Genomic DNA, 12,878 nt, shown 5'->3' on the forward strand with positions numbered 1-12,878 from the left:
AAATATGCTAAAAAAATAAAGGACATGATATCGCTGTGAATTTTCATCTTTCTAGAAAGTGAAGAAACAGGAATGAAAACCTTTGTTATACTTGATTTAATAATGATTATAATAAATTTATATTATAGAAAAAGGGACATGATACCGCTGTGAATTTTCATCTTTTTATGTATAGTGAATTTATAGAAATAACTTTGAAATGTTGATTTAATAGGGATTATATTAAAAATAGAGTTTTTAAAAGGGACACAATGCAGCTGTTTTGCATTTCATGTTTTTTTAAAAAAAGGACATGATATCGCTATAAGTTTTCATGTAGGGGAATAGAACTATTAGAATGAAAAAAGTAATAAAAACATTGATATATATGTGTTTGTAAGCATTTCAAGATAAATCTGAAAGGGACATGATATCGCTATAAGTTTTCATGTTTAATATTAAAAGGATAGAGAAAATCCTTTTATATCAAGGATGAAGAGTTTTATGAAATAATTTTTTTCATTTATTATTTTCAATAAAAATATGGATACATTTTTCATCTTTATGTCGAAAGGGACATGATACCGCTATAGATTTTCATATTGATATAAACATAACCGTATTTAACAGGGCTAATGTTATTAAAAAATAGACTTGACATGAGTAATGTTTTACAAATTGTTGTTGTTTTATATAATAAATAAAAGAAGAAACTTCAATACTACGTGATGAAAAGTCATGAATAGTGAAAATATAAGAGGGAAAATTCCGATATTTTATCATGTTTTTATATAAGGGAATACATATAGCTATATTATTTCAACTTGAAATACAAAGAGTTTAAAATTTAATGAAGAAGGAGGGGAACATATGGATAATGTTCTACAATTGTTTCGTGATGCATTATTAATATCGGAACCACTTTATAAAGATGATGAAGCATTATGGGATAAATGGAATGCTTATTATAAGGATGTGAAAGAAGATAACAGCAAGATAGTGACTTCTTCATATCTTTCTCCTTCCTTTTCAATGCTAGTACAATGGCTTGAAAAGCAGCAAAAAAGAGGAATTTCTTCATTACAAATATTCACAGAAATAGATCAATATAAAGAGGAAATACAAGAAGCAATAGATTTATTTATTCATCAGGAATTTTTAAAACCTATAAAGAGTACTAATGAAATGGAATCTATTCTGTTAGAAAATGATAATCAGGTAAAAACAAATGATTATTATGAGGTTAATAACTCTGCTGTTTATTATAAATTAAGAGATGGAATTGCGAAAAATCAATTTGATGAGGATGAAGAAACGAAAATAAAGTCATACCCAATTGAAACAAAGGATAGTAATGGGCTAGCTCAACTTTCTTCACATAAAGATGAGGATTTAAGGTTAACAAACATAGAGGAAGCAGCTCGGTGGAATACACTTGTGGATGGTGTTATGAGTAATATGGATGACTTAACAGCAGATTGTCTTGATTCTATCACTATTCAATGGTTGAATGAAGCCAAATCACCAGATGAGTTCATAGATTTTTCATATGAACAAGTTTTAGAAATGTGTAGTATTCCTAAGGCAAAAGCTAATGGTGTTGAATATTATCGAGCTGAAGATAAGATTAAAGTTGCTAAAAGAATTGCTGCTTTAGCAAGTATTTTTATATACCTTAATGATGAAAATGAGGTTGTAGTCTTAAATGATCGCGCAGAGCCCGGTAAACATTACGAAGTCAAGCGTGAGATCATAAAGAGACTATTTGTACTAGATTCAGTAGTTCTTTGGAGAGATAAAAATACAAATGAATACATGGGAATAGAGTCATGCCGAATTAAACCAGGTAGTTTCTTGTCAAGCTACTTATACGGTTCAAGTAGTACAACTTCATTACTTTCCAAAAAGGCACTCGAATACAATAGTTATCGACATAAATACCATAAAAGATTAATTCGATATTTGACATGGCAGTGGAGAATTCGACAAATGTTTTCTAGTTTAAGCAGGCCTTATTCTATAGGTGGGGATAAAGGTCTATTAGCAGTAATGGATATTAAACAGAATCAAAAACCTAATAGAATTAGAGACCAATTAGAGAATGTCTTAATGGATCTAGAACGTGAAAAGGTTATTTCTCATTGGGAGTATGAAAATGGCTTAGATGAAGAGCAATTAACAAAGAAGAATTGGTTTAAAAATTATTACTCGCAGTTAGGTATTAGGATAGTACCACCTAAAGAGCTAATGAATTCAATGGAGAGTTTGGCCAAAAAGAAAAATACTAATGTAATACAAGCGGAAACAACTGTCGCCAAGAAAGAAAGTAAGCCTATAAGTGTAGATGAAAGTGAATATTTGATCCGTGAAAAGATTGTATTTTTGCATACGAAGAAGAGTATTACAATGAGAGAGCTTTCAGAAGAGATAGGCATATCCCAACCTACTCTTTCAAGATTCTACAACCAAAAGACTAAGCGTCTTTCAGGTGTTGCTAAGGAGAAGCTGAATCGGTGGTATAAAAGACAGGTTATTATTGATAAGATGTAATAAATAGGCTGTATAAAAGTAAGTATACCTTCACTTTTATACAGCCTATTTAATTTTTCATTTCTAGTTAAATTTTAAAAATAACAACCTTTTTAAAACTGGGAGAGTAAAAACTCTTAAGTTGATAGGAATGTATGGCGACTGCCTTGTCTGTTATTCAAGAATAGTACTTAATATGAGTATGCAATTGTACATATTCATATTAAGTACATAATACATAAAATCCCATAAAATTATAGTAAAAACATTTCTTTATATGATATTTATTAAGATTCAATGATTCCAACAAATTTTATGTTTAATTATAGTAGTAAAATCATTTCACTTCATGAAGTGATAATAGTATGAAAACTTTTTAAATATAATTAGAAAAAAACAAAAGATTTAATATCAGAAAAATCAAATATTAGAAATGCAATTTTCTAGTTTACTTATAAAAAACATAGTGATTAAAATGGGGGGGAAGTAAGGACCTTATATTCTATCAAAAATAAATAAAAAACGTGATGCAATTACTCTTTCGGAAAAATTCTATCCTCAAGTGTGTATGAAGAAATTCTAACGTTAGATTTTACAGCATATACGATTAAAATCGTAAAAAATAATAGTAAAGAGGTGTACGGAATGAAGAGCAAAATTATGGCAGGATTTTTAATAACATCAATTGTTACCGGGGCGACTATTCCTATCAATACTCTCGCAACGCCAATCGTTCAAGCAGAAACAAAACAAGATACTATAGATATTTCCTCAGCATTACGAAAAATAGGTGCACACTCCAAATTAACACAAACCTTTATCGATGGAGCCTTAGCAAGTCCGAATGTACAACTTGAAGAAGTTCCATCTTTAAATACAACTCAATTTCTAATTAAACAAGATATGAAAGAGTGGTCATCCGAACTTTATCCTAAATTAATTCTATTAAATTCAAAAAGTAAAGGATTTGTAACTAAATTTAATAGTTATTATCCAACATTAAAAGGATTTGTAGATAATAAGGAAGATAAAGAAGGGTTTACAGATAGACTGGAAGTCCTTCAAGACATGACCATAACAAACCAAGAAAGTGTGCAACGTCAAATTAATGAGTTAACAGATCTAAAACTACAGGTAGATAAGAAGTTGAAAAATCTTGATACTGATGTGGCAAAAGCACAGAGTGTCCTTAATTCAGAGGGAACAGGAAAAATAGATAAGTTAAAAAATGAAATGCTAGATACAAAAAAATCTATTCAAAATAATTTACAGCAAATAGCATTATTACCAGGAGCTTTAAATGAACAAGGGCTAAAGGTATTCCAAGAAATTTATAGTCTATCGAAAGATATCATTGAACCGGCTGCTCAAACAGCAGTAGTAGCGTATAACAAAGGAAAAGAAATAAACAATGCTATTGTAGACGCAGAGAAGAAAGCAGAGCAAGAAGCAAAAGAAAAGGGAAAATCAGCTATAGAGATTGAGGCTGCCAAAAAAGAAGCACGTGAAGCGATAGAGAAAAGTAAAAAAGGTGAAATCGCTGCAGCTGCAGTTACAAAAACGAAAGAGTATGATCTTATGAAAGTGATTGATCCTGAAAAAATTAAAAAAACATATAATACTTTTGCTGAAATTAATAAACTAACAGCAGAGCAACGTGCATATTTAAATGATTTAGAAAAACAAAATCAGAAATTATATGACTTAACAACTAAATTAACAGTAGCAGATTTACAAAAATCAATGATTCTTTTCATGCAAAATGATTTGCATACATTTGCTAACCAAGTAGATGGAGAAATTGAGCTAATGAAACGTTACAAAGAGGATTTGGATCTAATAAATAATAGTATTACAAAATTATCGACTGAAGTTGATACCAATAACACTCAGTATCAAAAAGATACATTAAGACGATTAAAAAGTGTAACAACTCAACTCGAAGAACAAGTTTATAAATTTTAATATTAAGAACATAGGTTTATCGAAAAGATTATAATGCAACTGAAAATAAGGAGGAGAATCATATGATGAAATTTCCATTTAAGGTCATAACTTTAGCCACTTTAGCAACGGTTATAACTGCAACGAATGGTAGTACTATTCATGCACTTGCACAAGAACAGACAGCTCAAGAACAGAAAATAGAAAATTATGCGTTAGGACCTGAAGGATTAAAGAAAGCGTTGGCTGCAACAGGCTCTCATATTCTTGTAATGGATTTGTACGCAAAAACTATGATTAAGCAACCAAATGTAAATTTATCCAACATTGATTTAGGTTCAGGAGGAGGAGAATTAATCAAAAATATCCACCTGAATCAGGAACTGTCACGAATCAATGCAAATTACTGGTTAGATACAGCGAAGCCAAACATTCAAAAAACAGCTCGTAATATTGTAAATTATGATGAGCAATTTCAAAATTATTACGACACATTAGTAGATACTGTAAAAAAGAAAGATAAGATGAGCCTTAAAGAAGGAATAGGGGATTTAATCGATACAATTCATACAAATTCAAATGAAGTTACTGACGTCATTAAGATGTTAGAGGCTTTCAAAACAAAGTTGTATACAAATACTGTAGATTTTAAAAATAATGTTGGTGGTCCAGATGGACAGGGAGGATTGACGGCTATATTAGCGGGAAAACAAGCACTAGTCCCACAACTTCAGGCCGAAATTGAGAATTTACGTTCTACACAGAAATCACATTTTGATAATGTATTAGCCTGGTCAATTGGCGGTGGACTAGGAGCAGCTATTTTAGTTATTGGAACGATTGCAGGAGCGGTAGTAATTGTTGTGACTGGTGGCACAGCTACACCAGCTGTTGTTGGCGGTCTTACAGCTCTAGGAGCAGCTGGTATCGGTTTAGGAACAGCAGCTGGTGTCGAGGCATCTAATCATATGAATTCTTATAATGAAATTTCGAATAAAATCGGAGAATTAAGTATGAAAGCTGATCTGGCTAATCAAGCGGTTATTTCACTTACTAATACGAAAGACACGCTAACATATTTGTATCAGACAGTGGATCAAGCAATAATGTCTCTAACAAGTATTCAGCAACAATGGAATAAAATGGGGGCTAATTATAAAGATTTATATGATAATATCGATCAAATGCAAGAACATAAACTTTCGTTAATACCTGACGATTTAAAAGCTGCTAAACAAAGTTGGAATGATATTCATAAGGACGCAGAATTCATTTCAAAAGACATTGCTTTTAAACAAGAAAAAACAAACTAAAAATTAATATATATTCATAGGAGGAATTAAAGTGAATAATAATTTTCCTTATAAACTACTTGCTGTATCGACGTTTTTAACCCTGACAACAACTACTGTAGTTTCTCCAGTAGCTGCTTTTGCAAGTGAAAGTAAAATAGAACAAACGAATACTGAAGATATATCTCTTTCTGTAAACAGCGAAAAGATGAAAAAAGCTTTGCAAGATGCTGGGGTATTTGCAAAATCCATGAATGATTACTCTTATTTGTTAATTAATAATCCAGATGTTAACTTTGAAGGAATTGATATTAAAGGATATACAAATCTACCTAGTCAAATTGTACAAGATCAAAAGAATGCAAGAGAGCATGCTACAAAATGGGATGCGCACATAAAAAAACAACTTTTAGATACCCTGACAGGAATTGTAGAGTATGATACCACATTTGACAATTATTACGATACATTAGTAGAAGCGATTAATGAAGGAGATGCAGATACATTAAAAGAGGGCATTACAGATTTACAAGGTGAGATTAAACAAAACCAAGCATATACACAGAATTTAATACAAGAACTAGCTAAGTTAAGAGATAGTATTGGAGAAGATGTCCGAGCATTTGGAGGTCATAAAGATATCTTGCAATCGATTTTAAAAAATCAAGCATCTGGAATAGATGAAGATGAAAAACGCCTAAATGATGTTTTAGAGCAAATAAGACATTTTAAACAAGTAGAATCGGATGGAATAATAACTGTATCATATCCCTCAATCCCTACATGGATTGCTGGAGGTGTAATGATAGGGGTAGCAAGAAATAATTTAGGTACGTTAGAGCCGTTATTAGCGCAATTACGCCAAACCGTAGACTATAAAATAACATTAAATCGTGTAGTTGGAGTTGCGTATAATAATATTACTGAAATGCAAAATGCAATTGGATCAGCTATTAATGCTCTTACCTATATGTCAGCACAATGGCATGATTTAGATTCTCAATATTCAGGAGTGCTTAATCATATTGATAAAGCATCCCAAAAAGCAGATCAAAATAAATTTAAATTCTTAAAACCTAACCTGAATGCAGCGAAAGACAGCTGGAAAACATTAAGAGCAGATGCGTTTACATTGAAAGAAGGAATAAAAACATTAAAAATGGATCCTGTTTCTTCAAAAAAATAGGGAAGTACTGTTTTATTGTAAAGTTTTCTAAAATATAGAGACTTTAAAAACATACTGTTAAATTATTAAATGATTCGTTATATACAAAAAAGGTGGGGTTGTATCAAGAGCTTCACCTTTTTTGTGTTGTGGTTGAGTTGTAGAAGCAAGTTGCGTCTTATTTCAATTATGAAAGGGCTTCTTTGAGCCGATTAGTGTATATATAGCTTATTTTGTTATGCACATTTTTAATCGACTTGAAGAAGCCCTTTTTGTGTTGTCTTCAAGTTAGAAGTTATTGTATAGCCAGCACTTTAGGCGATTATTTTATTACCAAGGGGGAAACATCATGGAAAAATCACAAGGAAATTTACAAAATAATGTTCATTTACATGACATTGTTGAGGAAATTAAAGAACTAGCTAATCCTTTATGGATCAGTTCTGTATCACTGCTACAGGCGCACAATCAAAACGAAGGCTACGACATTTATGAATATTACTATTTCTGATTTAAGAGATTTAAAAGTAAGCTTAAGTCTCATTTATGCAGCAAGGAAACGAATGAACAGGATATGAGGTCTGTTCTTTTTTTATTACTTTTTGGAGGGGTTATTATGCAATTTACTATTAACCGTACATTATTTATCGAAAAATTAGAGGAAGCTAGTGTTACTGTAGACGTTAAAAACCCAATGCCCGCATTACAAGGTGTTTTATTAGATTGTAATTCAAAGGGAATGATTCTAATGGATTCAGACGGTACAGAAACAGTAACATTAGTAACTCGCTTTAATGTAAACAGTGGGGATTGTACTGAACCGGGGAAGATGCTTTTTGCAGCTGCTCCGGTACTTAAAACGATTAAGAAATTCAAAAGTGAATTCATCGGTCTTGAACATAAAAACAATGAGCTAAAAATCTTAGAAAGTAAGAAGAAACAGCTCCAAGTCAATTAAGTTGTTCCGAATTAGCTGCTTCAGAACCACATCGCGTTATTACAAACAAATTCGCTGCATTGTCTGTTTCATAGTTTGTTAATGAACTTTTTGATGAGGAGACCGTATCAAATCACCATATCATTTTCCAAGCTCAAAAAGATTTTATGAAAGCAGCGCCAATTGGAGAGTAATGATATAGGAGGGGACAAAATGCGAGTGTATCAATTAGATTCCACTCAATTACAATGTACATTAACACCAACAAACATGTGTGATGTTGTTCTACAATACTACCAATATAAACAGTATACTGTTGTATCTGTACTGGATTTATCCAAGCATGATTCTGAAATGATACCATTACTTCTGGCTTGTTTAGCAGAGGCTTTGATTCATTCTAATCCGGATTCTTTTTTAGCTAAGGATGATTCTGATCTCTTATATTGGTGTAGAAAGAACTTCAAAGGATTTCATAGTATTTCTGATGGTAGATTCTTGCGAGACTTCAAGCAGGTATACGAATGTTATCAAGCATTGCAAAACGTTGGAAAACAAGAAAACAATAAAAAAAAATATATATAATAGAAGGGAGAAGAGAAACGCATGTATAATATACTTAAACGTCAATTTAATTACATTATCCGAGGGGTGATTCGGATTAACGAAGAGGTAAAAAGGGAATTGGACCTATTGGTGCAAAAGATTCGTGAAACTGTGTCTTCTGTCCAAAAAATCATCCTTTTTGGCTCTCATGCATATGGCACACCAAATGAAGACAGTGATTTTGATCTCTGTATTGTTGTGGAAGGTGTAGGAGAAAGAAAAAGGGAAGTCATTAATCGTATCAATTGGGGGATTTACGATGTAATGGAAACACCAGTTGATATTTTAGTGTATGGACCAGAAGAGTTTCAAGAACGTGCTAATCGCAATGTAACCATGGAGCATAAAATTGCGCTAGAGGGGAAGGTTCTATATGAGAAATACTAAGGATCTAAAAGAGTGGCTATCCATAGCAAAATCTGATTTAGATTCTTCTAGTTACTTAACTCACATGAAACCTTTCCCTACTGCAATTATTTGTTATCATAGTCAACAATGTGTGGAGAAACTCCTAAAAGGATTTCTTGCACTAAACGGTAGACCAGTCCCTAAAACTCATAACCTTTTAATGCTGCACAAATCTTGTTGTAGATTAGATGAGGAGTTCTCATTGATTTTAGAACAGTGCGTGCAGCTGAATGGTTATGCTACTGACATTCGTTATCCGTATTTTGAAGCACTTACTGTCCAAGATGGATTAATGGCTATACAACATGCTCAAAAGGTAATGGGTTTCTATAACGAAAAATTAAACAAGCTAAATATACATGAAATCGTAATTGTATACATAAGGGAGAGTTCCTATAGCAAGGGACTCTCTTTTTCTATCTAAAAAACGAGGAGAAATGCTCCATAATAGTATAAAATGATACTTTTCTATGGGATGCGATTGCTGTAGATTTAAAATAAAGATTGATAAAAGAACCTGTGTTGATATGATCTTAGGGTCATCCAAATTGCGTGACCTCATTGATAAAAATAAATGGGTTAATCATTAGACACTTTTATTGAAAGGAGAAAGAATTATGTTTTTTATAGCATATTTACCTATTTTTCTGTACTTATTATTAGAATTTTATAGAAGTTCACCTGTTAAAGAAGAAAAACAAAATAGTGGTTCTAGTTTTTTTATCGGAGCAGTTTTAGCCTTGATGATAATCATTCCAGAAATTATGTATTTCTTTACAATAAATAAGGTTAATTCATTTCTGTTTTTTGGTGTTATTGTTGGGCTAATTGGTGTATGGATTAGATTTTCTTCAATGAAAACATTAGGGCGATTTTATAGTAGGAACGTCGGAATGCAGGGGGAACATAAGTTAATTCAAAGTGGTCTGTATAACTATATTCGCCATCCTGGTTATTTAGGTTCTTTTCTGACCTGTTTAGGGGTTGCTATATCTTCATCTTCGTTCATTGCCATTATCATAAATATCTTTTTATTTTTCCTTGCGTATTCGTATCGTATAAAAGTTGAAGAGAGAACTCTTGTTACACTATTTGGTGAACAATATAAACAATATCAGTCCAAGACTTGGCGAATTATTCCATTTCTATACTAGAAATTATAGGAGAAAGTTCAAAATAAGTTACTAAAGTCATTTTTCCTTATTCAGCTAACGGGTGCGTTAGTTCCAAAAAAATAAGCTGATTCATATCTGTTGTTCTAATTTTTGTTATTCCATAAATAGAATACGTCTTCTTATTTTAGTATGGTTAATATAGGTCACTGTAAATATTGATAATATCTTTTTAAAGATATTTTAGTTTTGAACCCCATCCTACTTACCAACTCATCTTCAGTTTATCCTTGCTTAATAAGACGGAGAATAAAAGTGTTTCTCATCTGCTGTGCAGAGATAGAGATACGTCTATTTAACTCCGCACGTTTCACTTCAAGTCGTACCATCTTTTGTATAGCAACTTCAGAAAAAGCCTTTGGTGCATCCTTTTCGTACATCCAACGATAAGTGCCTCGATTAAAATCAAATGCCGCAAATAGGGGATTATCTGTGTATTGTCGAGGTCTTACGGGTTCCGGAATAGTCGTATAATATTTGTAGAGCTGCTGTGTATCTTCCGTAGTTAACGAAACAGACCTAGTTGATCCATTTTTCCCAGGTACCATTAAGATATTTCTAGCAAACTGTATATAGCTCATATTAAGCGATACAAGCTCTTGTAAGTTTACTACTAAATTAAGCATACAAACGTTTCTATCCATAATAAGAGGACGATATTTAGCTTGTCTTTCTGTTACCCTTTTGTTGATAGAACAGTTTGTTTTAAAAGCTTTTCTTCTACTTCAGTAATAAAATCATTGTTATGTAGTGATTGATCCGGAATTAAAGAGAGATTAATAGTATCCAATGGACTAAGTATACCTAAAAACATGTGCAACTTCTTTAAAATCACCCATATTCTGTGTCTTGTTTTCTGGGAATATTTACGCTCGTCTTCTAACTCAGAGAAATATGTCTGATAGTCCGTTTCAGAAAGTTCACTCCATGATTTAATATGTAGGAGTTTCTTACTTGTCCTTTGCCACTTATAAAAATCTTTAATGCTGTAAGCATAACGTTCAATCTTGGATTGTTTCCGTCCTTTTTCTGTTAAATAAGCAGAAAAGGCTGCTAATGTTTCTTCTAAATTAATGTTTTCGCTCATTATAATCACCTAATTTCTTAGGATATATTATAACAGAAAATAAGTGAAAGACCTGCTACCGCCCTTTGCTACGCACGGTTGCTGGCATCTCCAAAACGCAAACGGACAAACAACCCTTTGCGTTTTGGAGATGTTAATTATTATCTATAAAGTAAAATAAATAGGGTTATCATAATACTCCAAAAAGGAATTACAAAAACTAATCCCCAAAATATCCCTTTGAAAAATCTAATCTCGTTATAGATATCCATATCTAAGTAAGTCGTATCTTTAAGTACAGTCACGTTTAATCCTCCCAATATAAATTTTTTACTAAAATGAAAAAAGGACAAACCTCGCCCTGGTAGGGATACGTAGGTTTGTCCTTTAGTATGTGGGTAATGATATGTTTATTTACCATTATTATAACGTAATTTACAAATATTTTCAATTAGGTCTGACATCTTATTAACAATCAGACTAGCTGTATTAAAAATCTATTATAAATATATATCTTATATATTAAAAAGAAATAAAGATAAAACTATTATAGGTTATCAAAAATAGGGGAAAGATCTACTCCCACAAGGGAAAATTTGATGTTAGAACGTAAAAAATCATAAATAGTAGAAAATGTATACGGAAATTCAATGATTATTAGACTATCAATTCTACAAAAAAGCATAAAGGGAATCACATGTTTCTACATGAAATCGGAAAGAAATTGATACAAATCACTTTATATTTATCCAACTATGGAAATAGGCTTTATTTTCTTTATTTTGTTAAATACAGTAGTATCCAGCGTTCAATTATCCACATTTTATCCAGATTAGGCTGCTATTAGTTAACATTACTCAGTATTTACACATAACTCACATTATTATTGATGATTTTTATTAGATAAATACAACAACATTAGTAATTACAATGTTTTTAGAAAGATTATATTCACATTGAACCATATTTGTCCGCATATCCACTATTTTTATAATTTTCCTTTTGATTTTTTGTAGGTATTATAAGATAGGTTTTAATACATTAGAAGAATACTCCCTAGTATTATGTGGAGAGTTATATATTGCTAGAATCGAATTTGTATAGAATTGCATAAAAAAAGACTCCATTTTTTATGAAGTCCTTTTGATTTGGTATTTATAAGTAGAGTAGCAGAAATGGATTACTAATCATACAAACACGAATAGCCCTCTACTTTCGATTTTTTCAAAAATAGAGAGCTCATTACTATTATTTTATTTCCAATGCGGTTAGCACCTGATCTGGAGCTGTTATTGTTACTCCAGCACGTACTAAATGTTCGAAGGTACGCATAAACTCTAGTAAATTAAACTGCTTTGGTAGTTCAATCACACGAAGTTTTTCTTGTGGCAGCTTATCAATTGCTTCGATAAACCATTCACGCACATCACTTGGAATCGTGCGTTCTTTATGACCACGAACTTTTAGTTTTTCACGCATTTCAATTTCTAAAGCGATATATGCATGGAGATTAACACCCTGATCATATGCATATTTTCTAAATAACGTTTCTTCCTGGTATTTTAGATAATTACGGTGATAAGATTCTTCCGTCACTGGTACCGCAAACTTCTGCTTCAGTAGTGCATGCACATTCTTAAACATCTTCTTAATGTTGTGAAGAGAGTACATAGAATAATGTAAACCGAAATTAAAGACAGCTTGCTCACGGTCACTATTTCTCTCTTTTGGTATATGCTGCGCAATAAGAGGGTAGATACCTTCTTTTGCTGCTGTATCG

At 31.8% G+C, this 12,878-nt stretch carries 8 protein-coding genes and 5 pseudogenes; 11 read left to right on the plus strand and 2 right to left on the minus strand.

The genetic code is table 11. From position 1 onward, the window contains the following. Window positions 1-849 precede the first annotated feature (849 nt). The 11 genes and pseudogenes from RT27_RS14255 to RT27_RS14300 all read left to right on the plus strand — a co-directional run bounded on the left by RT27_RS14255 (window position 850) and on the right by RT27_RS14300 (window position 10,014). Window positions 850-2,529 (plus strand): helix-turn-helix transcriptional regulator, encoded by a 1,680-nt coding sequence (locus RT27_RS14255; RefSeq protein ID WP_043936480.1) that lies wholly within the window; start codon window positions 850-852, stop codon window positions 2,527-2,529. 624 nt (window positions 2,530-3,153) lie between these two features. After that, the gene (locus RT27_RS14260; protein WP_043936481.1) at window positions 3,154-4,473 is read left to right on the plus strand and encodes an HBL/NHE enterotoxin family protein; all 1,320 of its coding nucleotides are present in this window, start codon (window positions 3,154-3,156) and stop codon (window positions 4,471-4,473) included. Between the two features lie 62 nt (window positions 4,474-4,535). After that, complete coding sequence (locus RT27_RS14265; RefSeq protein WP_000975324.1) at window positions 4,536-5,765, plus strand: HBL/NHE enterotoxin family protein; 1,230 nt, start codon at window positions 4,536-4,538, stop codon at window positions 5,763-5,765. A 31-nt stretch (window positions 5,766-5,796) separates the two neighbouring features. Next, entirely contained in the window at window positions 5,797-6,930 is a 1,134-nt protein-coding gene (locus tag RT27_RS14270) for an HBL/NHE enterotoxin family protein (protein WP_043936482.1), read from the plus strand. A 328-nt stretch (window positions 6,931-7,258) separates the two neighbouring features. Beyond that, window positions 7,259-7,466: pseudogene (locus tag RT27_RS14275) on the plus strand (hypothetical protein); the annotation flags it as partial. A 59-nt stretch (window positions 7,467-7,525) separates the two neighbouring features. Next, window positions 7,526-7,852 (plus strand): annotated as a pseudogene (locus tag RT27_RS14280) (DNA polymerase III subunit beta); the annotation flags it as partial. Then, window positions 7,843-8,040, plus strand: a pseudogene (locus RT27_RS35770) (thiamine biosynthesis protein ThiF); the annotation flags it as partial. The pseudogenes RT27_RS14280 and RT27_RS35770, both read left to right, overlap by 10 nt. A 19-nt stretch (window positions 8,041-8,059) precedes the next feature. After that, complete coding sequence (locus RT27_RS14285; RefSeq protein ID WP_043936483.1) at window positions 8,060-8,431, plus strand: hypothetical protein; 372 nt, start codon at window positions 8,060-8,062, stop codon at window positions 8,429-8,431. A gap of 21 nt (window positions 8,432-8,452) precedes the next feature. Further along, a complete protein-coding gene (locus tag RT27_RS14290) occupies window positions 8,453-8,839 on the plus strand; it encodes a nucleotidyltransferase domain-containing protein (RefSeq protein ID WP_043936484.1) in 387 nt (128 codons plus the stop codon). After that, a complete protein-coding gene (locus RT27_RS14295; protein WP_043936485.1) occupies window positions 8,826-9,284 on the plus strand; it encodes a HEPN domain-containing protein in 459 nt (152 codons plus the stop codon). Before RT27_RS14290 ends, RT27_RS14295 begins: the two co-directional genes overlap by 14 nt. Window positions 9,285-9,477: 193 nt before the next feature. Further along, window positions 9,478-10,014 (plus strand): isoprenylcysteine carboxylmethyltransferase family protein, encoded by a 537-nt coding sequence (locus tag RT27_RS14300; protein WP_043936486.1) that lies wholly within the window; start codon window positions 9,478-9,480, stop codon window positions 10,012-10,014. Between the two features lie 164 nt (window positions 10,015-10,178). On the opposite strand, the pseudogene RT27_RS14305 reads toward RT27_RS14300, so the two are convergent. Next, window positions 10,179-11,119, minus strand: a pseudogene (locus RT27_RS14305) (integrase). A 1,227-nt stretch (window positions 11,120-12,346) separates the two neighbouring features. Then, window positions 12,347-12,878: pseudogene (locus RT27_RS14310) on the minus strand (hypothetical protein); the annotation flags it as partial.

This window comes from Bacillus sp. L_1B0_5 (genome assembly GCF_000836715.1).
GTDB lineage: Bacteria > Bacillota > Bacilli > Bacillales > Bacillaceae_G > Bacillus_A > Bacillus_A thuringiensis_S.

Coding starts and splice junctions, on each gene's coding strand:
- RT27_RS14255 (WP_043936480.1), top strand. CDS start 850: ATGGATAATGTTCTACAATTGTTTCGTGATGCATTATTAATATCGGAA.
- RT27_RS14260 (WP_043936481.1), top strand. CDS start 3,154: ATGAAGAGCAAAATTATGGCAGGATTTTTAATAACATCAATTGTTACC.
- RT27_RS14265 (WP_000975324.1), top strand. CDS start 4,536: ATGATGAAATTTCCATTTAAGGTCATAACTTTAGCCACTTTAGCAACG.
- RT27_RS14285 (WP_043936483.1), top strand. CDS start 8,060: ATGCGAGTGTATCAATTAGATTCCACTCAATTACAATGTACATTAACA.
- RT27_RS14290 (WP_043936484.1), top strand. CDS start 8,453: ATGTATAATATACTTAAACGTCAATTTAATTACATTATCCGAGGGGTG.
- RT27_RS14295 (WP_043936485.1), top strand. CDS start 8,826: ATGAGAAATACTAAGGATCTAAAAGAGTGGCTATCCATAGCAAAATCT.
- RT27_RS14300 (WP_043936486.1), top strand. CDS start 9,478: ATGTTTTTTATAGCATATTTACCTATTTTTCTGTACTTATTATTAGAA.